Here is a 21,981-nt window from a genome sequence, read left to right on the forward strand (position 1 = left end):
GCGATGTGGAACGGACAATGTCGGAATCTGATGCGGTAAAAAATGACCCGCAGGCAGCACCGCCGGGCAACGGCGAGTTGTTTTTGGGCTTTCTGATGCTCGGGCTGATTGGCTTTGGCGGCGTACTGCCGTTGGCGCGCAATATGCTGGTGGAAGACCGCCGCTGGCTCAGTGGTCAGCAGTTTACCGAGCTGCTGGGGCTGTGCCAGTTTTTGCCGGGTGGCAACGTGATTAACCTTTCGGTAGCGGTTGGCATGGAGTTTCGCGGCCTGCGCGGGGCTTTTTGCGCCCTGCTGGGGCTGATCAGCGCACCGACGGCCATCGTAGTCGGTTTGGGTATGGTTTATGCCCGCTTCCAAAATGACGCGCATGTACAACACGTATTTGCCGGTCTGGCTGCCGCGGCGGCCGGTTTGTTGCTGTCTACCGGGGTGAAGATGCTGCTGCCGCTGCGCGGTAAATGGCTGGCACTGGGCATTGTGGCGCTGTGTCTGATCGCCATCGCCTGGCTACGCTTGCCCTTACTGCCGACCATGCTGACATTGGCGCCGCTGAGCATCCTGCTGATGTGGTGGAGGGATCGCTCATGATGGCGGTATTGATCTCGCTGGCGATCATATTCACCGAGCTGTCACTGCTGGCCTTTGGCGGCGGCATGACCATTCTGCCGGAAATGCAGCGTCAGGTGGTGGAAGTTCACCAATGGATGAGCGCGCAGGAGTTCAGTGCGCTGTTCGCCATGGCGCAGGCCGCGCCGGGGCCGAATATGATGATTGTGCCGCTGGTGGGGTGGCACGTGGCCGGGTGGGCCGGGCTGTTGGTGTCCTCCATCGCCAAGTTCGGCCCGTCGTCGATTGTTACCCTGCTGGTGATGGGCGTCTGGCGACGCTTCAAGGACAAGCCCTGGCGGCGTCGGGTGCAAAGTGGATTGGTGCCGGTGACCGTTGGTTTGGTGGCGGCCAGTGGCGTGCTGATTGCCGAAGCTTCCGCACCGAATTGGCCGTTGGCGATGATTATCCTGCTGGCAACGGTGCTGAGCATGAGCAAACGTATTCACCCATTATGGGTGTTGGCGGGCGGGGCGATACTGGGGCTGTTGGTGGCGTAATCGATATTGGCGGCAGGGGCTGCTGCCGCCAGAGTGATTTACTGGCGCGGCGTCAGCGAAAAGCGGGGCTTGCCGTTATGGTTCATCACTTCATAGCGTTTGGGGGCCGTCAGCGCCAGAAACGCTACCATGCTGCCGTCGGCATTGGTCAGCGTCATGCCGTCCGGCGTCGGGCGCCAGGCCACCGGCAGTTCGGTGAGCGACAAGGGTTGCAGACACTGCTCTGAAGCGGTGAAACGGTAGGCGTTAGTCCCTTCGATCAGTTCATCGCTTAATTCAACGTTGCAGGCTGGGGCTTTGCCTTCGGCATCGTTCAACTGCCAGTGCCCCTTCAGCGCAGAGGGGGCCAGCAGGGGCAGTGAACTGGCAAAGGTAGTGCTGCTTAACATAAGGCTCATAACAACTCCTGTCAGGGCAACGCGCCTGAGTGCGCGCAAAGAGAGAAATCTCGACATCGGCCACTCCTTACTGAAATCCGTTAATACCATAGCACGATCCTTGTTACTGGGTGATCCAAGGATAAGTGATTTTAATACTCGTTTATTCTGAATCAATGAATAACCCGCAGTATAAATGACGAGCAATTAAAGCCAGTAGTCTTCATGTTATTGTGGTCTATATTTTTCAATTATTTGTTTTTAATTGCTTTAATGATTTTATTTGATTTGAAATGCCTGCTTATTATTCCACTGTTGTATGGTTGCGCCGTCAGACTAATTCCCTATGCTGGATTGCGGAACTGGAATGTTCCCATTAGTTATTTTGATTGAATGCCTCACCAATTGACTGAATTCCTATTGTGTAAAGGAGAATGCGATGAACCGCAATCACAATGAAATTTTGCAAGATGACGAAGCGTTTACCGGCCTGGCGGCCACATCCCCCCACGATCCCAACTATCAATTCTACTATCACCAAACCGGCAGCATCTACAATGGACTGGGCTATGGCGCTTATCTGACGTTGGATAATGCCAATCTCTACAGCAACCAGCGAGGCACCGGCCCGCTGACTACCTGGGGTAAGACCCGCGAAAACTACAGCTCCGAGCGCGCTGCCGATCAGCTGACTCGCAGCGGGTATACGCACAACGGCGACAACGTTTTCCATCAGCCGGCAGATCTGACCTTTTCCTTCCTGACCCAGGAAGCGTTGGATGTTATCGGCAGAACCGGAACGGGTAACAACGCCAATAAAGGGCTGGAGCCGTTGACCGAAGCGGCTAAAAGTCAGGCGTTAAAATCGATGCAGGCCTGGGCAGACGTGGCAAATGTCACCTTTACCGAAGCGCAGTCCACGGATCTGAACCACCGGGCAGACATCACCTTCGCTTATTACACCCAGAAAGCCGATGGCAGCGCTGCGGATGACAATGCCTTTGGTTACTATCCCGCCACCTCTGATCCTGCGGATGATAACAGCTACGCCGGTACGGTCTGGTTTAATAAAGGTTTTCTTACTCATCAAGCGCCGGTACCGGGGGATTTCAGCAGCCAGACCTTCACCCATGAAATTGGCCATGCATTGGGCTTGATGCACCCTGGCGATTATGATGCTTCCGACGACAAGGACCCCACTTATATCGATGACGCCGTGTATTATCAGGATTCGGTACAATATTCGATAATGAGCTACTTCAGCGGCAATAACACCGGCTCCGATACCAAAGGGGTCAACGGTTATGGCCCGATGATTGACGACATCGCCGCGATGCAGAAACTGTACGGTGCCAATATGGAAACGCGCACCGGGGATTCGGTGTACGGCTTTAATTCCAATACCGGGCGTGACTTCCTGACCGCAACGGCGGATAACGGCAAGCCGGTTAACTTTGCGGTGTGGGACGCGGGCGGCAACGACACGCTTGATTTTTCCGGCTACAGCCAGCAGCAGTTGATTAATCTCAATGACGGCGCCTTTTCCAGCGTCGGCGGTGGCACGCAGAACGTATCGATCGCCAATAATGCGGTGATCGAGAACGCCATTGGTGGCAGTGGTCGTGATGTGCTCATCGGCAACGAACAGGACAATTTACTGGCCGGCAATGCCGGTTCGGACATGTTGTATGGCGGGTTGGGGGCGGATCATCTGTGGGGCGGCAAAGACGCCAATAACTTCGCCGATTATTTCGTTTACCTCAATGCTAATGAGTCCACCACGACGGCATTCGATGTGATCGAAGATTTCGAGCACGGCGTCGACAAAATCGACCTTTCCGGGCTGCGTTTCAACAACAGCCTGAGTGAACTGCGGTTGATCGACAGTGCCGACAGCTTCAGCGGACAGAAAGGCGAGTTCAAACTTAACTTCGATACCTTTAACGGCACGACCGATTTATTGCTGAATACCCATAACGACAGCTATGCGGCGGATTTCAAAATCCAGGTCGTAGGCCAGGTGGAGCAAAGCGATATTCTGTTTGCCTGAGTGCCGCGCTTGATAAGGGCCCGAGGGCCCTTTTTCTCAAGCTGCCATCTCCGGTCTTTAAGGGCGCAGAGCCCTGATCAGCGCCTGATTGAACCGTTCGGGCTCTTCCATTTGCGGCGCATGCCCCAGGCCAGGGAATTCGATCAGGTTGGCGTGCGGGATCATTTTCGCCACCTGTTTCCCCAGCAGATTATAGTGCCCGAGCTGAGCCTTGACGGCGGGGGGAGCGATATCGCTGCCGATGGCGGTGGTGTCGGCGGTGCCAATCATCAAGGTGGTCGGCGTTTGCAGATCCTTGAACTCGTAGAACACCGGCTGGGTGAAAATCATGTCGTAAATCAGCGCCGAGTTCCAGGCCACCAGGCGATGGCCAGGCCCATTGTTCAGCCCGGCCAGCATATCGACCCAGCGGTCATATTCCGGCTTCCAGCGGCCAACATAATAGGTCTGCAGTTCGTACTGTCGAATACCGGCAGCGGAGGTTTTCAATTCACGCTCGAACCACCGATCGACGCTGCGCCACGGCACGCCTTTGGCTTTCCAGTCTTCCAGCCCAATCGGATTGACCATCACCAGCCGTTCCACCGCCTGCGGGTACATCAGACTATAGCGGGTTGCCAGCATGCCACCGGTAGAATGGCCGACGATCACCGCTTTAGCGATTTTCAGGTTATTCAATAGCGCGTGGGTATTGTTCGCCAACTGCTGAAAGCTGTATTGGTAGTGCTGCGGTTTGGTGGAGCTGCAAAAGCCGATTTGATCGGGCGCGATCACCCGATAACCGGCCTTGCTTAGCGCTTTGATGGTGTCTTGCCAGGTGGCGGCACAGAAATTTTTGCCGTGCATCAGCACCACAGTATGGCCGTTGGCATCGCCCTCTGGCGGCACGTCCATATAGCCCATGCTTAACTGCTGCCCCTGAGAGCTGAAGCTGAATTGTTGCAGCGGGTAAGGGTAGTGAAAGCCCTGTAGCTCCTGACCGTATTTGGGTGTTTCGGCAGCCACGCTGGCAGAAAAGGCGGCCAGAGCAGCGGCCAGCGCGACTCGACGGGTCAATCTCAGCATCCTGATGTCCTTATGAAAATCGGCAAGAGTCTGAGTATAGCCGTAAAGACCATGCCTCCCTGATGAAAAGGAGGCATGAAACGCTAGGCGCTGCGCAACTGTTGTTGGCGCTCAAGCTGCTGGTTGAAATGCGCGGGGGCCCAATCCGCCTGCAGCGCCTGCATCAGCAACTGCTGCTGGGTCTGCGGAGCCAGTCCGGCCAGCGGCGGATCGCTGTCCAGATTGGTGGGGAAAGAGTAGCCGTCTGCCGCCGCCGCGACGGTCGCCGCCAACTCCGCACCCAGCAGTTCTCCTGCTTGATAGCGCCGCAGCAACGCCGGATAGATCTGCTGCAGCAGGCGCAAGCGGTTCACGGTTTCCATCGGCTTGCCGAATGCCGATGAGACCTGCAACAGATTGGCGATGCGCACATGGTCGCGGGTGACATTGTTGCCCGCAGCATGGAACAGCGCCGGGTTAAAGAACAGCGTGTCTCCCAGCTCCAGCGGCAGCTGTACGGCATGTTGCTGGAAATAGTCGATAAACTCCGGACGTCGCCAGGCCAGGTACCCGCCGGGATACTGGTGTGAGAACGGCAGTAATTGGGTTGGGCCGGACTCCAGCGGCATCGCAGAATGCGCCACCGCACCTTGCAACGTCAGATACTGGGACAGCAGTTGCAACGGCAACGGAAAACGTTGTACGTCCTGATTTTCCTGAAAGCCCAGATGGTAGTCACGGTGCGGTTGCTGTGCTTTGCCCCCAGGGCGCACTACGTTGACCTGCGCCGTCATTTGATACCAGGGGCCGAGCCAGGCTTCGCTGACCAACGCCAGCACAGGGTTGGCGTAGTAATCAATAAAAGCATCGGGATCGTGCTGGGCGGCCTTTTGCAGCGAATTCCAGATGCGGCCGTTATTGCCGGCGGCAGAGAAGTGATCGCCTGCGTTCCCTCTGGCGGCCTCCTCCTGGAAAATGGCTTCGAAAACCCGGTTATGGCGCTCTATGATGCTCTTGTCGGGATAGGTATTTTTAATCACCAGCACGCCGGGGCCGGTGGAAAGTGCCCGGTGCAGCTCACTCAATACCGAGGTTTTATCGGTTTGCGCACACTCAATCAGCGTGGCGGCGTGATAAATCAGCACGTTTTTTTGCGCGTCGGCCGCCAGTGGATAGTCACTCAATGTGAGCGACTGCTCACATGTCTGGCCAAAGTCATCAACCGAAAGCCGGTCAGGCTGTAAAAAAAGAGTTTCAGTCATGATGTGCTCCCGAGTTCAGGCTCAGCGGGTGGTCCGGTTTAGGTGAGCCGCCATCGCCGCAGCCAATCACCCCCTGATCGAAGTCGACAACCGCGCCGGTCATCATTCCGGACTCCTCAGACAGCAAGAACGCCACCGCACGCGCCACTTCCCGTGGTTTCAACAAGCGCCCAAACGGCTGTTGCCGTTCCGCCTGCGCTAACCAATTATCATCGGCGTCGTGATACTGGCGCTGAATTTCATGCTCATGTGGCGTGTCCATCCAACCGATATTCAGGCCGTTTACCCGGATGCGGTTGCGCATGGCGCTGAAGGCGACGTTTTTGGTCAGGGTGATCAGTGCGCCTTTTGACGCGGCATAAGGCGCGAGAAACGACTGACCCCCGTGCGCAGTAATGGTAATGATGTTAACGATGGAACCCGCAACCTGATGCTTGATCATCACTTTGATGGCTTCCTGCATCAGGAAGAAGGGCGCGCGAATATTGACGGCGAAAATGGCGTCAAACAGCTCTGGCGTGGTGTCGATTATGGTACCGCGGTCGGACATGCCGGCGCAGTTAACCAACCCATGCAGGGTACCGAAAGCGTTTTCCGCTTCGGCAATGACGTTGCGGCAGGCTGCCGGATCGGCAATGTCAGCGGTGACGAATCGGGCATCGCAGCCGGTAGCGCGTAACTTCTCTGCCTGAGTGGCCCCCGCTTTCTGATTGCGGCCGCAAAGCATCAGCCCGGCGGCTCCGCGCTCGGCCAGCAGTTGCGCCACCGCAGCGCCCAAACCCTGGGTTGCCCCTGTGACCACGTAATAGTTTCCGGAAAACATAGTGTTTACATTCTCGTGCATTGCGTCAGCCTCAGATAATTTTTGATATTGAAAATCAATCGGTTGTTTTTATCTTCATCTTGCTATTGCTAACCCTAGCATCTACATTTTGTTAACAAAACCTCACTGAAACCTCAAAAAGACCTCAATTTGGTGGCGTCATGAAATTCTCTATCAAGCAAATTGCCGCGCAGGCGGGCGTCAGCAAGGCAACGGTCGATCGCGCGCTGCATCAGCGGGGCAAGGTGCATCAACAAACCTTGCGGCGTATTGAGCAGGCGCTGCAGGATTTGGAAAATCAGCAGCGCAGCGGCCTGGCCAGCGGCCGTACGCTGCCGATTGACGTGGTGATGCACACGCCGCAGCGTTTCAGTCAGTTGGTTACGGATGCACTGTGTAGCCAGTTGAGTGCTTTTGTGCCGTTTCGCATTACGCTGCGCTTTCATATTTTCGAACAGATCGGTCCCGCTGAACTGCAGCAGGTGCTCGAGCGCTGCCGTAGCCAGGGCTCCTACGGGGTGATCCTGAAGGTGAGCGATGAGCAATTGCTCAATGACAGCGTCGGTTTGTTGCAGCAGCAGGGCATACCGGTGGTGACCATAGTGACCGATCTGCCACAAAGTCGGCGCATCAGCTATATCGGCATGGATAACCGAGCCGCCGGTCGTACAGCGGCTTATCTGATGGCACGCTGGTTACCGCCCCAGCCACAGCGGGTGGCAGTGGTGATCAGCAGCCAGGGTTTTCGCGGCGAAGAAGAAAGAGAGAGTGGATTCCGTCAATGGCTGCGGGAAAGGGCACCGCACCTGAGCGTGGTGGACATTAGCGGCGGCCTGGGGGTGTATGCACCGACTCTGGCACGAGTGACAGAAACGTTGCGCTGTCATCCGGACATTCACGCGGTTTACAGCGTCGGTGGCGGGAACTCCGCGATTGTTGAGGCGTTCAGCCGGCAACAGCGGCCGCTGGCGGCGTTTATCGGCCACGATTTGGATCAGGAGAATCGCCAACTGCTGGCACAAGAGCGGATTGATGCGGTGATCGACCACGATTTACAACGGGACGCGCGCAATGCCTTCCAGGCCATTTTGCAACACCACGGCTTTGTTCCCGGCAATATCATCACGCATGCCTTTTCAAGGGTTAGCGTGGTGACGCCGTTTAATCTTTCAATGGTCGACGAACCCTCTGCCGGTGTTTAACGCCGAAGGTTTTTGCCACCGGCGAACCGGTGGCGAAGGGGGGAAATCAGCCTGGTGACGGGCTCTTTTTAACGGCAATAGGTTATTAAATCTCTTTATTGATGATATCGGCAACGCGCAGGGCAATGGCATAGCCGGTTAAGGTTGGATTCACCACGGTAGAGCTGGGGTGGACGCTGGTGCTGGTGATAAAGAGATTGGCATGATCGAAGGAGCGGCACTCGTGGTTGACCACCGAGTCCCGTGGATCACTGCCCATAATAGTGGTGCCCATGATATGGGAACTGGGTACCCATGCCTGGATGTCATTTAGCACTTCAGTGGCGCCAAATAACGCCTTGAACTGCTCATAGTCTTTATAAAGTTGGCCCATGGCGTTCAGGGTGTATTCATGTGCGATGTCGTAATTGATACGCGGCGTCGGCAAATTAAGCGCATCGCGCTTATTGCTCAAAGTGACGCGGTTCGCGGGATCGGGTAATACCTCGACGTAGGACGCAATTTTCAGGTAGCGTGCGCTATTGTGACGAATAAGACGATCCAGCTCAGGGCCGACGATACCCTGGTCCAGCAAACGCTTGGTGATCAACTCGTTAGGGACGGTATTATCGAGAAAGTGGCGGATTGCCGCATGCTGGTGTCGCAGCGGCGTGTCGCGCCAGGTGTTGATGCTTCCCTGCTGCGTCGGACCACGACCTGCCCAAACGGGATCTTTCGCCAGCATGGCGATAGCCCGCCCAGTATGCCCCATCATGTTACGTCCGACCTGATCCGACGAGTTGCCTATGTCCGACATCAGCATCAATTTCGGTGTTTCTACCCCATGGGCAGCCAGCACGAAATAGCGAGCCGTGAGGCGCGTACTTTCCCCCTGCGGATTTTTATAGTGCACGGCAACGATTTTGTTGTCCGGGCCTTTTTCGATACGGTAAACCACCGCATTCACCCGCAGCTTTGCCCCCCGATGCTCTGCCCAAACGACCGGCTTATCGCCAGAGAACTGCGCACCGATCGGGCAGATAGGGGCACAGTTGTTGTTACCCGCGCATATTGGTCGCCCTTGATAGGGGCGGGTCGCACGTGCATTGGGTTCATCGACGAAGTGGTGATGTGCACTGGAGACTTTTTCCGCTACCTGCTGGGTCAGATAGGTCCAGGGTTGCATCGCCATGGGATAAGGTTTGGAGCGTGGGGGATAGGGTTGTTCACCATGGCCACGCTGGTCATCGGTATCGGAGCCGCTCACGCCAATTTCTTCTTCGGCCAATTGGTACCAGGGTTCCAGCGTGTCGTAGTCAATAGGCCAGTCACGACCGTGCCCATAGAGCGTTTTTAATTTGAAGTCTGCAGGCAGATTACGCCAGGTTGCCCCGCCCCAGTGCCAGGTGGTTCCCCCAACCAGACGCAAGAAAGAAGGCTTTTGGGTAATATTGCCCACGCTCTCAATATAGTCGTCAGAATACTTGCCGGTCGCCGATTTGGGCGCCCAGGGCAGGTCTGGGTAAGGGCCGTTATAATCTGATTTATTCCCATATTGGCGAAATGCTTCAAGGATTTCCGCACGCTTAACGCGGGGGCCCGCTTCTAAAATGATGACGGATCTTCCTTGCCTGGCAAGGCTGTTCGCAATAGCACCGCCTAAAATACCGGCACCCACGACGATAATGTCGCAATCATATTCAATGGCCATATTTGCTCACTAATGATCTTCAATTTTCTAAATTTGGCGTGGCTATCCAGTAATTGGGTCGCGCGCGAATATAGGTAGGGATCACGGTCACATCACTCGTTGCCTGGAACATCAAGGCTTTCTCGTAATTCACTACTACGGCCTGGCGGCCACGCCCTACATTACCGGTATAAAAGCTCTCTATAATTAGCAGTGCTAATTTCCGATTTTCATCCTCTGCGGGCAGGGCAGAAATAAAGGATTGAACATCGGGTGCACCACTATCGCTTATCCTTTTTTCCAACATGCCGAGCCTGTCGCCAAACTTCTCGGTATGGGACGCCATGGTTGAATACATGGCAGCGGTAAATGCCGGATCGAGGTTCTGTCGGAGGGTCAGCCACTGAGCCAACTGATTAAAAAGCCCCTCTGTGTGTTTGTCATCGAGCCGTTTTAGCGGGGTTGAAACGGCATTGACCGACAGAAAGGCAGCCCCCGCGATGAGGGTGCTTTTCAGCAGATGGCGACGAGAAAAGCCGTAGCTCGCTTTACTTTTGCTCTCTTTTTTCATTGCACGACGTCCTCATTGCTGGAACCACGCAGTTTTTCAACCTGATCGGGGGTGACGTTGAGTGCATGTCCGCCGAAGCTTTCCACCAGATATTCAGCCAGTTGAGCGATTTGTTGATTGCTCAACTGATCTGAGAACGCGGGCATAAAGTAGTGGTCCTTACCGTTGTTCACGTTGGCGCCGTGTAGAATGACCTGAATCAGGTTGTTGGCGTCGTTCGCGCCGATCACGCTGTTGCCGAGCATTGAAGGGTAATAACCGTCCGTTGTGCCGGCACCTTCTCTGCCATGGCAGCTTGCACAATTGTTCAGATAAATGTTGGCGCCCGGCATTTCGTCGTTCGGCCTCGGCTGCACCTGAGATGAGCGCGGTCGGGTCTGTTCATCACCTACGGCCTGTATGTCTTTCAAATACCCTGCAATGGCGTTCAGGTCCGCATCATTCATTTTGCTGAAGCTGTGGGTAATGGCTTCCGCCATGGAACCGGCTGCCTGAGCTTTAAAGGGGACATTGCCTGTTTTCAGATATTGAACGATCTCTTGCTGTGTCCAGCTACCGATACCTGATGCTTTGTCGCTGGTGATGTTAAACGCCTCCCAGCCGCCAATCTTGGCGCCGGCCAGGAAGCCTTTCTGGCTTTCGTCATAGGCTTTTTCTTGCATGCCCAATCCGCGGGGGGTGTGGCAAGAGCCGCAGTGTGCGGCGCCTTGCACCAAATAAGCGCCACGGTTCCACTCTGGGCTGCGGTCTGATTTGTATTGATAAGCCCCTTTCTCCAGAAATAGAGTATTCCAGGCCATCAGCGGCCAGCGCAGGGTAAGGGGCCAAGAGAAGTCAGGCTTTTTATTCGGTTGGTTAACAGGCTCAACGCCATGCATAAAATAGGCATACAGGTTGGCAATGTCTTCGTCCGTTAACTTGGTGTAAGAGGGGAATGGCATTGCCGGATAAAGATTTGAACCATCACGTCTAATCCCTTCCCGTAATACCTTCTTAAAATCTTCCAATGTATATTCGCCAATGCCGTAGGTTTTATCTGGCGTGATGTTGGTGGAGTAAATATTGCCCATGGGCAATGGCATAGCCAACCCCCCGCTAAAAGGCTTGCCACCCGACGCGGTATGGCAGGCCACACAGTCTGAAGCAATGGCTAAATAACGGCCTTTGTGCTGTGCAAAATCACTCTCTGCGTCAGCAGTTTGCGCGTAACTCAATGAAGAATATAAAGGCATCACGACGACCAGGAAACGGGTCAGCCTCTTTATACTCCAATGAGTTTTTTTATTACTCATCTTTGTTTTCCAAACCAAAATGGTGATATATAGCGTTAAGATACAAAAATACTGTAACGGTTTAGTATTCAATGTATTGATCTGCAGCCGCTAATGTCAACGGTTATGTCTGTCGTTCAGCATTAATTGTTAATTTTTAGTGGGATGTAAATGGCGGAGTCAGATTGGGGAGTTTTGGGATAAAGCGCCTTGGGTTCAGGCGCTTTTGACGTATGTTTATGCCACCGGGCGCCGCCATAACCCAGCAAACCGGCCCGGTTTGGCAAACATCACCAGATTGCCAAGCAGGATCAGGCACAGGCCTATCACCGCATTGGTGTGCCACTGATAGCCTTCATACAGGGTTGAAATGGTCAGTGCCACCAGAGGAAACAGCAGGGTGCTGTAGGCAGCCGCCCCGGCGCCGATCCGCCCCAGCAGGCTGAAATAGGCCGCAAAGGCAATCACCGAGCCGAAAATCGCCAGATACAGCAACGAGCCGATGTAACGGGTGCTGAACTCAATCTGGAATGAGGCACCCTGGGCCAACGCAATCAGCGCCATCAGGATTGCGCCGTAGCTCATGGCATAGGTATTGGTGGAAAGAATGTCCAGCCCATGCCGCTGGTGGCGGGAGCTGATCATATTCCCCAAAGAGAAGCCGTAGGTGCCAAGAGCGCTCAGCCCGATGCCTTTCAACAGGTCCGGCGCCATTTGCGTTGCCACCAGATCTTGCCAGAACAGGGCGACGATCCCGGTCAGGCCCAGCACCGCAGCCGGTAACAGATTGGGGCTAGGGCGCTGGCGAAAGAAAATAATGCCGTTAACGGCATTGAACAGCACTGCCATCGAGAAAATCACCGATTCCAGCCCGCTGCTGATGTAGGCTGCGGCATGGTAAAAACAGTAGAAGTTAAAACCGAAAACGCAGCAGCCTTGCAGGACGCAAAACAGATGGTCGCGCAGGGCGATACGGCGCAGGCGTCGTGCCAATAAAAGAATGACGAGCATCACTACTGCGGAAACCACAAAACGGTAACTGATGGAAACGGGAATGGCCACCGGGCCTTCCTGCTGCAGGGTAATGGCAATCCAGGTGGTGCCCCAAATCAGCACCACGGCAAGGTACAACAGCACGTTCATAATTAACTCCGGCAAAATGGATAGGCTCAGTATCCGCCGCTGCACGGCGCCGCGCTTTCAGCGCTTTGCGAGCAATTGCATATTCTTGCGCTTTTTTTGGCAAAAGCGCGTGCTGATGGCTGGTATGGCATCGCGCCACTCTCTAAACTGGAAAGATTGAGCAAAGCGGGGTCGGTAATGTCCAGATACAAGGCGTTTGAAACGCTGCGGGAACATAAAGCGCAGTTGCACGACAGTGTGCGATTAAGCTGCGGCGTAGAGCTGGCCGCCTGGTCCAACTGTGACGACCGTATTACCCAGGAAAGCGCGGAGCACCATACTCTGAGCCTGTACGTCGCCGACGGTTACGAGTGCTATCAAAAAGTGCCCGGAGGGTGGAGAAACGGCGGCGGACCTGACCGTTTCTGCATTATGCCGCGCCAGTATGAGTCCACCTGGGACGTGCGCAGCGATCTGTCTTTCGTCCACCTTTACTGTACCGATAAGCACCTGCGTCAGGTGGCGGAACAAATCTGGGATCGCAGCCCGGCGTCGATAAATCTGGTGCCCAACGCGTTTGCCGAAGACCCGCAAATCACCTTGCTGTATCGCCAGTTTCTACTCAGTTGCAACTGGCAGGAACGGGCCAATCAGCTGTCCCTCAGCAGTGCCACAACGCTGCTGATGACCTGTCTGGTTCAGCGCTACAGTGAACTGCAATGGACGCTGCCGCAGGTCCGTGGCGGTCTGGCTCCGGCCGTTGCCAAACGGGTGAAAGAGTATATCGAGCAGCATCTGGATCTGCCGCTGGTATTGGCCGATTTGGCCGCGCAGGCGGGGCTGAGCGAGTTCCACTTCGCCCGTATGTTCAAACATGACACCGGTCTGGCGCCGCATCAGTTTGTCATGCGCGCACGGCTACAGCAGGCAGAGCAGTTGCTTTGCCACAGTCAGTTGCCGCTGACGCAGATAGCGCTGGAGTGCGGTTTCAGCTCCGCCAGTCATTTCAGCAATCGCTTCAAAGTGGCCTATGGATGTTCCCCAACGCAGCGGCGTCAGGGGCGTTAACCTCAACAGGAGAGAACATGGAACAGCAGTTCGCAGGACTGGGCGTGTTGTTTGTCGCCGGATTTGGGCCTATTACCCAACAAACAGAGCATAGCAAGGCATTTTACGTCGATGCCCTGGGGCTGCCGTTGAAGCCGATGGAAGGCAATGCCGATTATCTGCTGAGCGAGCACGGCGCGCTGGAAGGCGTGAAGCACTTTGCTCTCTGGCCGCTGGCGCAGGCCGCACAGTCGTGTTTTGGCAGCGATCAATGGCCGACAGACCTGCCGGTGCCGCAAGCCTGGATGGAATTTGACGTCGCTGATATGGCGCTGGCAACTCAGGGGTTGATTGACCGTGGCTACCGTCTGCTGGTTGCCAATCGCGAAGAGCCTTGGGGCCAGAGTGTCACACGGTTGCTCAGCCCTGAAGGGCTATTGATTGGCGTTACCTTTACCCCTTGGTTGCGTGATTGATTTTCACTGGTCTAATTCCCTCGCCGCTGGTGGGGGATATATCGTTTTTTAGAAAAATTGATTATTAGCTTATTCAAAACCTCAACTGATAAACCTATTGTTCTCGAGCTCTTCATTTGATTGGTGATAGTTATTCCTGTCAGTTAGATAAAAACATCATCCATAGATCGTTATTTCCTTTCTTTAGAAGCCAAAATAAAATTAGGGTGCTCATAATTACACGCCAAGGAAAATTAAATAGAGATAATTCTTATATTCCATACCCATCGCTAAAATAATAATGATTCTCGTTTTCAACCAAGGAAAGGAAGAGGGAACTATGGGTAAATTAGCAAGGGTAGGGATGACAGCATTAATATCCCTGGGAATGACGATGATATTACCTACGGCAATGGCGGAGAATATCAATATGCCAAATAAGGATGTTACGGCCCAGCAAACGCAGCCGTCGTTTATCGCGGCCGGAAAAGTTGTGCAGGTTACTTTCGGCGATTTTGCCTTCAAACTGGATTTCACCGACGACAAAACCATGACTTTTACGGGGGTTGGCGCGGCCTCTCAGGGCGTTACCGACACCGTCCAGTATACGGCGGTTGAGATACGTCCCAAGGTCTACATGGTTTACTGGAGCGAACCCAAGTCCGGCGATAATGTCACTCATGTCGAGGATTTTCAGCGGGGTGAGGTCTACACCAATATCGCCAGCAAGGATGGGACTTTCACCCATCTGAAAGGGCAATTGAAAATCATAGGTCACTCAGGAAAATAAAGGAGCTACAATGAAAAAGGTATTTATCCCTTTGGTTATCGTCGGCAGTATGCTGGCCAATTACCCTGCATTGGCGGTTAAAAACAGCGAGCCTCATAAAGTCGCTGGAAATAAAAACATTCAGGATCAAAAGAAATTAAAGGTAGTGGAAGATCTGTACGCCGGTTTCTTTAATAAGCATGATATCAGCGTGGCGCAGCGGCTGATTGTGGAAAACTACAAGCAACATAATCCGTTTGTTGGCGATGGCATTAAACCGTTCCTGGATTTCTTCAGCCAGAATTTTAAAGATAATCCACAGTTCAGCGCGAAAATATACCGCAGTGCAGTGAGCGGCGACCTGGTGTATGTCCACGTATTGTATAAAAACAATCCACAAGACCGCGGTACCGCCAGCGTGGATATTTATCGGGTGAACAATCATGGAAAAATCACCGAACACTGGGACGTCAATCAGGAAGTGCCGGCGAAATCGGCCAACGACAACACCATGTTCTAACGCTACAGGGCCGCTCTGGCGGCCCTGTTACTCATCTGCGCCCATTCTCGACCTGTTTGAACTGCCTGCGTACCTGTAAGCAATTGAGCAGCACCAATACCGCCGTGACGGCAAACACCCAGCGGAACCCCATCAGCGCCGAAACCCCAGAACCAATCAACGGACCAACCACGTTGCCAAGATACATAAACGACTGGTTGTAACCGAAGATACGGCCGGTGACCTGATCGGAAGAGTACTTCAACAACAACGTCTGTACCGCAGGCATCAGGGCACCGTCGGCAAAGCCCAGCAGAAAACGCAGGATCCCCAACTGGAGCGGTGTTTCCACCCAGGCCATGATGGCGAACAGCAGGGTGGTTAGCCCCAGCGCCGCCAGCAGAATGCGTGCGGTGCCAATACGATCGCCCAGCCGGCCGAGGCGTGGTGCGGAAATCAACGCCGCCACCCCAGGCACGGCGGCAATCATGCCGCTAATAAAGGCGATATTACCGCTATCACCTGACAACTCTTTTATAAACAGCGTCAGTATCGGGCTGATGGAGGAGTTGGCAAGTTGGATCATCAGAGTGCTGATAAACAGCGTTACAATCAGCGCAGGATAGGGCAGCGACTGGAAAACGGCCTTGCCGCTCAATCGGTCGGCTTTTTTTACCTCGACACGCCGCTCTTTTATCAGGAACAAGGTAATCAAAAAGCTGATGAACATCAGCCCAGCGGTAACGAAAAACACCACGCGCAACCCCAAGTGGTCTGCCATCAGCCCGCCGAGCAGCGGGCCGGCGATCACTCCGGAAATTTGACCGGTGGATAAGGTGCCCAGCGCCCAACCGCTTTTATCACGCGGCACCTGCGAGGCAACCAGCGCCATTGCATTGGGGATATAGCCGGAGGTCAGGCCCATCAACGCACGCAGCGCAAACAGCTGATAAACGTTAGTGACCATGCCCTGCAGTGCAATGACAATAGCCATGCCCAGCGAGGCGCGCAACAGCATCAGCTTGCGGCCTTTGCGGTCCGCCAGGCTGCCCCACAGCGGCGACACCAGTGCAGACACCAAAAAAGTGCCGCTGAACACCAGGCCCGACCAAATGCTGAGCGACTGGTGACCGCTGACGCCGAGCTGTTCGACGTACAGCGGCAGAAAAGGGAGGATTTGGCTCATTGCCAGCCCGGTGAAGAAACAGCCGAGCCAGACCGAAATCAGATTGAGTTTCCACGCTTCCATCAGCTTGTCGTACCACTTTGAATTAGGAGGGAATTATTGAGCAAGATAATAATAACACCGGTTACCAGGGCCTGCCGGATGAAATAAGTGAACAAAAGTAAAACCTGCCGGTTGGCGGATGGCTGTAACGGCGGTATTCCGCGCTATGGCGCCGTAATGCTGCTGTAAAATGATCACCGGTAACGCAAGATTGCCGGTTGCCATCGGCGATGCCGTCATGGTGCTATAGCAAGGAATCAGCATTGTTCAGGAGACGCGGAAAATGACGTTTACGCTGCGAGAGATGGGGGCGGCCGATGTAGCGCCCGCGCATGTGCTGTCGCAAAAAATACAGTGGCCGCATCGGCTGGAAGATTGGCAGCAAGCGTGGTCATTGGGTGGCGGGGTGATCGCTGAAGTCGAGGGAGACGTGGTTGGCTGCGCCCTGCGCTGGCTATGGGGCGACCAACGGGCCACGCTAGGGTTGGTGATAGTTGCAGAGCAATGTCGTGGGCAAGGTATCGCCAGAGCCATGTTGCAGCAGATGATAGCGCCTTTGCCCGACTATCAGCTTCATCTGGTAGCGACCGATCAAGGCAAACCGCTGTACCAAAAATTGGGGTTTATCGATCAGGGATTACTGGCGCAGCACCAATGCCGGGAGATGCCGGCAGGCCATACCGCACCTTTGCCCAAGGGGGCAAGTTTACGGCCGGCCTTGCCGCAGGATCTTGCCACCCTGGTTGAGCTGGATTTGGCCGCCAGCGGCCTCAGCCGCCAACCCCTGTTGGCCGCAATGTTGGCAAGCGCCGAACAGGCTTTGGTGCTGGAGCAGCAGGGGATTGCCGTCGGATTTGCCTTCCGACGTCGTTTTGGTCACGGCAACATGATTGGCCCGGTGGTTGCGCCTGAGCTAACGGGGGCCATTGCCATGGTTGACGCCTTATGCCTGCCTTGTCAGGGCGAGTTTGTGCGGGTGGATACTCCCCTGGACAGCGGCCTCAGCCCTTGGCTGGCCGAGCGCGGTTTACCCTGCGTCGATACGCCGACCATTATGGTGCGTGGCGTGCCCCATAGACCGGATTGCGACGTTGCACTGACATTTTCACTGGTTTCGCAAGCCTGGTCATAAAATTGAAATTAAGGGTTCAGGGTGGTGCATCGCCCGATGCATTGCCCAAATGTTGTGCAATAGTTATCAACTGATGACTATGTTGTAACCGCAGGTTTTTGTCGTTCCTGCGCCGCCGTACGCCGTCGCGCGTGAAATTTCCCCAGTAATCCGCAATTGGCACAGGCCATGCATTGTCATCATCTCGCTTTGTTATCTGAGTAACAAAGTGGGGTTTGGTGACAACTCAACAACAGCGGGCGAACTATGGCAGAGCATCCAGATGTGATGGCACAAATAGAAGCGTCATTTGCGGTGCAAACCCCCACCGGGAAACGCATTGCCGGATATCTGCTGGCCAATTTGCCGCAGGTGCCGTTTGAGACCGCCGACAGTATTGCTCGTAGCACCGCCACCAGCGGTATTTCGGTCGGGCGCTACCTGCGCAGCCTGGGTTACCGCAACCTTGAGGACTTAAAGCGGACCTTGCGCGAGCAGGGTACGGCTTTGCATCAACCCTGGGGCGTGACCGATCGCCTGGGGGCTTACCGCCGTCGGCGCGAACAGCCGCAACCCCAAAAATTACGTCAGTCATTAACGCTGGAGCTGGAAGCGATCGAACACGTTTACCAATTGGCCAGCGGCGAAGCCTTTGCGCAGGTCAGCCGTCAGTTGGCGCAGGCGGAAGCGGTGTTTGTCGTGGGCATTCAGTCTACGCGCGGCATTGCCAATGCCTTTTACAGCCATCTGGAATATCTGCGGCCCAAGGTCTATTACGCGGACGGGTTATCCGGCACCTATGTGGAGTCGCTAAATTCGGAATTCAGTGCGCCATATCTGGTGCTGACGGACACGCGCGCGTATTCGACCATCGCACAAAAATACTGCCAGGCGGCCTGTGCGCGTGGGCTGCGGCTGGCGCTGATTACCGATATTTACTGCCCCTGGGCTCGGGATTACCCGATCGACCTGCTGCAGGTAAAAACCGACACCGGTCAGTTTTGGGATTCGCTGGCCCCGCTCAGTTGCCTGTTCAACCTGCTGCTGTCTTCGGTGCTGGAACAGGGCGGTACAGCGGTCGAGCAACGGCTGGCAAGCAACCGAATGCTGCAAAAAGAGCTGGGGCAATTTGAATCTTAACCGTATGGGAAAACGCAATGAGTGACAATGTAACATTAACCGATCTGGCCGAGGCCTTTCCTGGTCTGCCGATTGAGTTGAAATATGCCGGCGCCGACAACCTGACGGGCCGGGCGATTTATCGCGAGAGCCGCTGCCTGCTGCATCCTGATGCGGTGCAGGGGCTGACGCGTTGCCTGCTGGCGGCGCGGCTGGCCGGTTTTTCCCTGCTGGTATTTGACGCTTATCGACCGCAGCAGGCGCAGGCGTTGCTGTGGCAAGCCTGTCCGGATCCGCAGTATGTCACGAGCACCTTGACCGGATCGCATCATAGCCGGGGTGTCGCGATCGACGTGACGCTGTTGGACGCCGAGGGTATCGCTCTGGATATGGGCACCGGCTTTGATGAAATGAGCGAAAAATCGCACCCGTTTTATCCCGATTTCCCTCCGGAGGTGCAGCGCAACCGGCTGCTGCTGAATGCGGTGATGGCCGCCGGAGGTTTTCGCGGGATCGCCAGCGAATGGTGGCACTTCGAACTGCCCAACGCCGGGGATTATCCGCTGCTGGCCGATCGCTTCGGCTGTTTTTCTTACGACTAAAACAACACACATTCAACGCATCAGGAGCTTTGTTTATGAATCAGATCAAATACGCCGCTCTGGCGGCTGCAGTGACGTTGGGCCTGACGGTAACCGGGCCGGTACAGGCGGCGGTGCCCAAAGACATGCTGGTGATTGGCAAAGCGGCCGATCCGCAAACGCTGGATCCGGCGGTGACTATCGATAACAACGACTGGACGGTGACCTACCCGGCCTATCAGCGACTGGTGCAGTACAAGACCGAAGGCGGAAAAGGTTCGACCCAGGTGGAGGGTGAGCTGGCCGACAGCTGGACCAGTTCAGACGACCAACTGGTCTGGACCTTTAAGCTAAAACCCGGCAACAAGTTTGATGACGGTTCGGACGTGAACGCCGAGGCGGTCAAATGGTCGTTCGAGCGTCTGATGAAGATTGGTCAGGGGCCGTCAGAGGCCTTCCCGAAAGACCTGCAGGTCACGGTGGTGGATCCGCTGACGGTGCGTTTCACTCTGAAAACGCCGTTTGCGCCGTTCCTGTACACCCTGGCCAATGACGGTGCCGGCATCGTTAACCCGGCGATTGCCAAGGCGAATCCGGCGGACGAGGGCAAGGCCTGGTTGGCGAACCATAGCGCCGGATCTGGGGCGTACAAACTGGATCGCTGGCAGAAGGGCCAGCAGTTGGTGTTGGTGCCTAACCCGCATTACAGCGGTGCCAAACCGGCGTTTAAACGCGTCACGGTGAAAATCATCGGCGAAAGCGCCACCCGCCGTCTGCAACTGACCCGAGGCGACCTGGATATTGCCGAATCACTGCCGATTGACCAGCTCACGGCGCTGAAAAGTGAAAACAAGGTTGCGGTCAACGAGTACCCGTCGCTACGGGTGACCTATTTGTACCTTAACAACGGCAAAGCGCCGCTTAACCAGGTGGATCTGCGTCGCGCCATTTCTTACGCCGTGGATTATCAGGGCATGGTGAAGGGCATTCTCGGGGGGAACGGCAAACAGATGCGCGGCCCGATCCCGGAGGGCATGTGGGGTTATGACGCCAATGCCCAGCAGTACAGTCAGGATGCGGACAAGGCCAAGGCAGCACTGGCGGCGGTGAAAGACAAACCCGCTTCGCTGAACTTCCTGTATTCGATCAGTGACCCTAACTGGGAGGCGATTGCGCTGTCGGTGCAGGCCAGCCTGGCGACGGTCGGCCTCAACGTCAAACTGGAGAAGCTGGCCAACGCTACCATGCGGGATCGCATCGGTCAGGGTAATTACGATATCGCCATCGGCAACTGGAGCCCGGATTTCGCCGACCCCTATATGTTCATGAACTACTGGTTTGAATCCGACAAGAAAGGGCTGCCGGGCAACCGGTCGTTCTACAGCGATCCGCAGGTGGATGCCCTGTTGAAGAAAGCGGTATCGGTGTCCGATCAGCAGGTTCGCACCGCGGATTACCAGGCGGCGCAGAAAATCGTCATCGACCAAGCGGCCTACGTCTATCTGTTCCAAAAAAACTATCAGGTGGCGATGAACAAAGAGGTGAAGGGCTTTGTGTATAACCCGATGCTGGAGCAGGTGTTCAACGTTGGGCAGATGAGCAAGTAATTTTTTTCGGGCAGCCGTTTGGCTGCCCCTGCACCATGGGAAACCGCTATGAACGTTTGGAGCCTTATCCGTCAGCGCTGCTGGGGGTTGGTGCTGGTGATGTTCGGGGTGTGCGTGATCACCTTTACCATCTCGCACCTGATCCCCGGCGATCCGGCGCGCTTGCTGGCCGGTGACCGCGCCAGCGAGGAAATCGTCCAGCATATTCGCCAACAGCTGGGGCTGGACCAGCCGCTGTATGTGCAATTTGGTCGCTACGTGCTGGATTTGCTGCATGGCGATTTGGGGACTTCCATTCGCACCGGACGGCCGGTGCTGGACGATCTGCGCGCCTTCTTTCCCGCCACGCTGGAGCTGGCTTTTTGCGCTTTACTGTTGGCGATCGCGTTTGGCGTCCCGCTTGGGGTGGTGTCGGCAGTGTATCGTAATAAATGGCCCGATCATCTGGTGCGGCTGTTGTCGGTGACCGGCATCTCCACCCCGGCGTTCTGGCTGGGGTTGGGGGTGATTATCCTGTTCTACGGGCAACTGAATCTATTGCCCGGCGGCGGCAGACTGGACGACTGGCTGGATCCTCCCACCCACATCACCGGGTTTTACCTGCTGGACTCCTTGCTGACCGGCAACGGCGAGGCGTTCTGGAACAGCCTGCAACACCTGATCCTGCCGGCGCTGACGTTAGCCTTTGTTCATCTTGGGGTAGTGGCGCGCCAAATCCGCTCGGCGATGCTGGAACAATTGGGGGAAGACTATATCCGCACGGCCCGTGCCAACGGCCTTTCGCACTGGCGAGTGGTGCTTGGGCATGCGTTGCCCAACGCGTTGATCCCCTCGGTGACGGTGTTGGGGCTGGCTTTGGGGGACTTACTCTATGGCGCGGTGCTGACCGAAACGGTCTTCGCTTGGCCGGGCATGGGCGCTTACGTGGTGGATTCCATTCAGGCGCTGGACTTTCCAGCGGTGATGGGGTTTGCCGTGGTGGTCTCTTTTGCCTACGTGATGGTTAATTTGATCGTCGATCTGCTCTACCTGTGGATCGACCCAAGAATGGGGCGCGAGGGATAAT

At 55.4% G+C, this 21,981-nt stretch carries 23 protein-coding genes; 13 read left to right on the forward strand and 10 right to left on the reverse strand.

All coding sequences use genetic code 11. The features are described 5' to 3' along the window. The first annotated feature begins 17 nt into the window (after window positions 1–17). Window positions 18–590, forward strand: coding sequence for a chromate transporter (locus H0S68_RS11440; protein WP_020826804.1), 573 nt, complete (start codon window positions 18–20; stop codon window positions 588–590). Then, window positions 587–1,108 carry a chromate transporter gene (locus H0S68_RS11445; protein ID WP_020826805.1) on the forward strand — a complete coding sequence of 174 codons (522 nt, stop codon included), beginning with the start codon at window positions 587–589 and terminating at the stop codon, window positions 1,106–1,108. The genes H0S68_RS11440 and H0S68_RS11445 overlap by 4 nt, the downstream gene beginning before the upstream one ends. Before the next feature lie 38 nt (window positions 1,109–1,146). On the opposite strand, the gene H0S68_RS11450 is transcribed toward H0S68_RS11445, so the two are convergent. Next, the gene (locus H0S68_RS11450; RefSeq protein WP_048759042.1) at window positions 1,147–1,506 is read right to left on the reverse strand and encodes an AprI/Inh family metalloprotease inhibitor; all 360 of its coding nucleotides are present in this window, start codon (window positions 1,504–1,506) and stop codon (window positions 1,147–1,149) included. A 418-nt stretch (window positions 1,507–1,924) separates the two neighbouring features. On the opposite strand from H0S68_RS11450, the gene H0S68_RS11455 reads away from it, so the two are divergent. Further along, window positions 1,925–3,535: a serralysin family metalloprotease gene (locus H0S68_RS11455; protein WP_128864934.1), complete on the forward strand. Its 1,611-nt coding sequence runs from the start codon at window positions 1,925–1,927 to the stop codon at window positions 3,533–3,535. A 57-nt stretch (window positions 3,536–3,592) separates the two neighbouring features. On the opposite strand, the gene H0S68_RS11460 is transcribed toward H0S68_RS11455, so the two are convergent. From H0S68_RS11460 to H0S68_RS11470, 3 genes are all read right to left on the reverse strand, one after another. After that, window positions 3,593–4,600 (reverse strand): alpha/beta fold hydrolase, encoded by a 1,008-nt coding sequence (locus H0S68_RS11460; protein ID WP_130015705.1) that lies wholly within the window; start codon window positions 4,598–4,600, stop codon window positions 3,593–3,595. 83 nt (window positions 4,601–4,683) lie between these two features. Continuing rightward, a complete protein-coding gene (locus tag H0S68_RS11465; protein WP_262255416.1) occupies window positions 4,684–5,841 on the reverse strand; it encodes a phytanoyl-CoA dioxygenase family protein in 1,158 nt (385 codons plus the stop codon). Further along, complete coding sequence (locus tag H0S68_RS11470; protein ID WP_410529399.1) at window positions 5,834–6,664, reverse strand: SDR family oxidoreductase; 831 nt, start codon at window positions 6,662–6,664, stop codon at window positions 5,834–5,836. Before H0S68_RS11470 ends, H0S68_RS11465 begins: the two co-directional genes overlap by 8 nt. A gap of 161 nt (window positions 6,665–6,825) precedes the next feature. On the opposite strand from H0S68_RS11470, the gene H0S68_RS11475 reads away from it, so the two are divergent. Next, the gene (locus H0S68_RS11475) at window positions 6,826–7,866 is read left to right on the forward strand and encodes a LacI family DNA-binding transcriptional regulator (protein WP_410529400.1); all 1,041 of its coding nucleotides are present in this window, start codon (window positions 6,826–6,828) and stop codon (window positions 7,864–7,866) included. Window positions 7,867–7,951: 85 nt separating this feature from the next. On the opposite strand, the gene H0S68_RS11480 is transcribed toward H0S68_RS11475, so the two are convergent. The 4 genes from H0S68_RS11480 to H0S68_RS11495 all read right to left on the reverse strand — a co-directional run bounded on the left by H0S68_RS11480 (window position 7,952) and on the right by H0S68_RS11495 (window position 12,520). Continuing rightward, window positions 7,952–9,556 (reverse strand): GMC family oxidoreductase, encoded by a 1,605-nt coding sequence (locus H0S68_RS11480; protein WP_128864932.1) that lies wholly within the window; start codon window positions 9,554–9,556, stop codon window positions 7,952–7,954. A 19-nt stretch (window positions 9,557–9,575) separates the two neighbouring features. Beyond that, the gene (locus H0S68_RS11485) at window positions 9,576–10,106 is read right to left on the reverse strand and encodes a sugar dehydrogenase complex small subunit (protein ID WP_410529401.1); all 531 of its coding nucleotides are present in this window, start codon (window positions 10,104–10,106) and stop codon (window positions 9,576–9,578) included. Continuing rightward, complete coding sequence (locus H0S68_RS11490) at window positions 10,103–11,398, reverse strand: cytochrome c (protein WP_130015709.1); 1,296 nt, start codon at window positions 11,396–11,398, stop codon at window positions 10,103–10,105. The genes H0S68_RS11485 and H0S68_RS11490 overlap by 4 nt, the downstream gene beginning before the upstream one ends. A gap of 216 nt (window positions 11,399–11,614) precedes the next feature. Then, window positions 11,615–12,520 (reverse strand): DMT family transporter, encoded by a 906-nt coding sequence (locus H0S68_RS11495; protein WP_020826815.1) that lies wholly within the window; start codon window positions 12,518–12,520, stop codon window positions 11,615–11,617. Between the two features lie 177 nt (window positions 12,521–12,697). On the opposite strand from H0S68_RS11495, the gene H0S68_RS11500 reads away from it, so the two are divergent. The 4 genes from H0S68_RS11500 (at window position 12,698) to H0S68_RS11515 (ending at window position 15,290) form a co-directional block, all read left to right on the forward strand. Next, complete coding sequence (locus H0S68_RS11500; RefSeq protein ID WP_020826816.1) at window positions 12,698–13,567, forward strand: helix-turn-helix domain-containing protein; 870 nt, start codon at window positions 12,698–12,700, stop codon at window positions 13,565–13,567. 17 nt (window positions 13,568–13,584) lie between these two features. Next, the gene (locus H0S68_RS11505; protein WP_020826817.1) at window positions 13,585–14,022 is read left to right on the forward strand and encodes a glyoxalase/bleomycin resistance/dioxygenase family protein; all 438 of its coding nucleotides are present in this window, start codon (window positions 13,585–13,587) and stop codon (window positions 14,020–14,022) included. 319 nt (window positions 14,023–14,341) lie between these two features. Further along, on the forward strand, window positions 14,342–14,791 hold the full coding sequence (locus tag H0S68_RS11510; RefSeq protein ID WP_046373600.1) for a MoaF-related domain-containing protein: 450 nt from the start codon (window positions 14,342–14,344) through the stop codon (window positions 14,789–14,791). A 10-nt stretch (window positions 14,792–14,801) separates the two neighbouring features. Then, the gene (locus H0S68_RS11515; RefSeq protein WP_308531197.1) at window positions 14,802–15,290 is read left to right on the forward strand and encodes an ester cyclase; all 489 of its coding nucleotides are present in this window, start codon (window positions 14,802–14,804) and stop codon (window positions 15,288–15,290) included. A 31-nt stretch (window positions 15,291–15,321) separates the two neighbouring features. Here the strand turns inward: H0S68_RS11515 and H0S68_RS11520 are convergent, their stop codons facing one another. Further along, window positions 15,322–16,518: a multidrug efflux MFS transporter gene (locus tag H0S68_RS11520; protein ID WP_130015712.1), complete on the reverse strand. Its 1,197-nt coding sequence runs from the start codon at window positions 16,516–16,518 to the stop codon at window positions 15,322–15,324. A 33-nt stretch (window positions 16,519–16,551) separates the two neighbouring features. Next, on the reverse strand, window positions 16,552–16,722 hold the full coding sequence (locus H0S68_RS11525; protein WP_410529402.1) for a hypothetical protein: 171 nt from the start codon (window positions 16,720–16,722) through the stop codon (window positions 16,552–16,554). A gap of 58 nt (window positions 16,723–16,780) precedes the next feature. On the opposite strand from H0S68_RS11525, the gene H0S68_RS11530 reads away from it, so the two are divergent. From H0S68_RS11530 to H0S68_RS11550, 5 genes are all read left to right on the forward strand, one after another. Continuing rightward, window positions 16,781–17,629, forward strand: coding sequence for a GNAT family N-acetyltransferase (locus tag H0S68_RS11530; RefSeq protein WP_410529403.1), 849 nt, complete (start codon window positions 16,781–16,783; stop codon window positions 17,627–17,629). Window positions 17,630–17,875: 246 nt separating this feature from the next. Beyond that, complete coding sequence (locus H0S68_RS11535) at window positions 17,876–18,748, forward strand: MurR/RpiR family transcriptional regulator (protein WP_198639617.1); 873 nt, start codon at window positions 17,876–17,878, stop codon at window positions 18,746–18,748. Window positions 18,749–18,765: 17 nt separating this feature from the next. Next, window positions 18,766–19,329, forward strand: a complete 564-nt coding sequence (ddpX, locus tag H0S68_RS11540; RefSeq protein ID WP_046373595.1) for a D-alanyl-D-alanine dipeptidase — start codon at window positions 18,766–18,768, stop codon at window positions 19,327–19,329. A gap of 35 nt (window positions 19,330–19,364) precedes the next feature. Continuing rightward, window positions 19,365–20,915, forward strand: coding sequence for an ABC transporter substrate-binding protein (locus tag H0S68_RS11545; RefSeq protein WP_261135328.1), 1,551 nt, complete (start codon window positions 19,365–19,367; stop codon window positions 20,913–20,915). Window positions 20,916–20,963: 48 nt separating this feature from the next. After that, a complete protein-coding gene (locus H0S68_RS11550) occupies window positions 20,964–21,980 on the forward strand; it encodes an ABC transporter permease (protein ID WP_020826825.1) in 1,017 nt (338 codons plus the stop codon). The last annotated feature ends 1 nt before the right edge of the window (window position 21,981 follow it).

This window comes from Serratia sp. AXJ-M (genome assembly GCF_046531865.1).
GTDB lineage: Bacteria > Pseudomonadota > Gammaproteobacteria > Enterobacterales > Enterobacteriaceae > Serratia > Serratia liquefaciens.

Excerpts from the sequence above, each read along its gene's own strand:
- H0S68_RS11440 (WP_020826804.1), top strand. The coding sequence starts at position 18 with ATGTCGGAATCTGATGCGGTAAAAAATGACCCGCAGGCAGCACCGCCG.
- H0S68_RS11445 (WP_020826805.1), top strand. The coding sequence starts at position 587 with ATGATGGCGGTATTGATCTCGCTGGCGATCATATTCACCGAGCTGTCA.
- H0S68_RS11450 (WP_048759042.1), bottom strand. The coding sequence starts at position 1,506 with ATGAGCCTTATGTTAAGCAGCACTACCTTTGCCAGTTCACTGCCCCTG.
- H0S68_RS11455 (WP_128864934.1), top strand. The coding sequence starts at position 1,925 with ATGAACCGCAATCACAATGAAATTTTGCAAGATGACGAAGCGTTTACC.
- H0S68_RS11460 (WP_130015705.1), bottom strand. The coding sequence starts at position 4,600 with ATGCTGAGATTGACCCGTCGAGTCGCGCTGGCCGCTGCTCTGGCCGCC.
- H0S68_RS11465 (WP_262255416.1), bottom strand. The coding sequence starts at position 5,841 with ATGACTGAAACTCTTTTTTTACAGCCTGACCGGCTTTCGGTTGATGAC.
- H0S68_RS11470 (WP_410529399.1), bottom strand. The coding sequence starts at position 6,664 with ATGTTTTCCGGAAACTATTACGTGGTCACAGGGGCAACCCAGGGTTTG.
- H0S68_RS11475 (WP_410529400.1), top strand. The coding sequence starts at position 6,826 with ATGAAATTCTCTATCAAGCAAATTGCCGCGCAGGCGGGCGTCAGCAAG.
- H0S68_RS11480 (WP_128864932.1), bottom strand. The coding sequence starts at position 9,556 with ATGGCCATTGAATATGATTGCGACATTATCGTCGTGGGTGCCGGTATT.
- H0S68_RS11485 (WP_410529401.1), bottom strand. The coding sequence starts at position 10,106 with ATGAAAAAAGAGAGCAAAAGTAAAGCGAGCTACGGCTTTTCTCGTCGC.
- H0S68_RS11490 (WP_130015709.1), bottom strand. The coding sequence starts at position 11,398 with ATGAGTAATAAAAAAACTCATTGGAGTATAAAGAGGCTGACCCGTTTC.
- H0S68_RS11495 (WP_020826815.1), bottom strand. The coding sequence starts at position 12,520 with ATGAACGTGCTGTTGTACCTTGCCGTGGTGCTGATTTGGGGCACCACC.
- H0S68_RS11500 (WP_020826816.1), top strand. The coding sequence starts at position 12,698 with ATGTCCAGATACAAGGCGTTTGAAACGCTGCGGGAACATAAAGCGCAG.
- H0S68_RS11505 (WP_020826817.1), top strand. The coding sequence starts at position 13,585 with ATGGAACAGCAGTTCGCAGGACTGGGCGTGTTGTTTGTCGCCGGATTT.
- H0S68_RS11510 (WP_046373600.1), top strand. The coding sequence starts at position 14,342 with ATGGGTAAATTAGCAAGGGTAGGGATGACAGCATTAATATCCCTGGGA.
- H0S68_RS11515 (WP_308531197.1), top strand. The coding sequence starts at position 14,802 with ATGAAAAAGGTATTTATCCCTTTGGTTATCGTCGGCAGTATGCTGGCC.
- H0S68_RS11520 (WP_130015712.1), bottom strand. The coding sequence starts at position 16,518 with ATGGAAGCGTGGAAACTCAATCTGATTTCGGTCTGGCTCGGCTGTTTC.
- H0S68_RS11525 (WP_410529402.1), bottom strand. The coding sequence starts at position 16,722 with ATGGCAACCGGCAATCTTGCGTTACCGGTGATCATTTTACAGCAGCAT.
- H0S68_RS11530 (WP_410529403.1), top strand. The coding sequence starts at position 16,781 with ATGACGTTTACGCTGCGAGAGATGGGGGCGGCCGATGTAGCGCCCGCG.
- H0S68_RS11535 (WP_198639617.1), top strand. The coding sequence starts at position 17,876 with ATGGCAGAGCATCCAGATGTGATGGCACAAATAGAAGCGTCATTTGCG.
- ddpX (WP_046373595.1), top strand. The coding sequence starts at position 18,766 with ATGAGTGACAATGTAACATTAACCGATCTGGCCGAGGCCTTTCCTGGT.
- H0S68_RS11545 (WP_261135328.1), top strand. The coding sequence starts at position 19,365 with ATGAATCAGATCAAATACGCCGCTCTGGCGGCTGCAGTGACGTTGGGC.
- H0S68_RS11550 (WP_020826825.1), top strand. The coding sequence starts at position 20,964 with ATGAACGTTTGGAGCCTTATCCGTCAGCGCTGCTGGGGGTTGGTGCTG.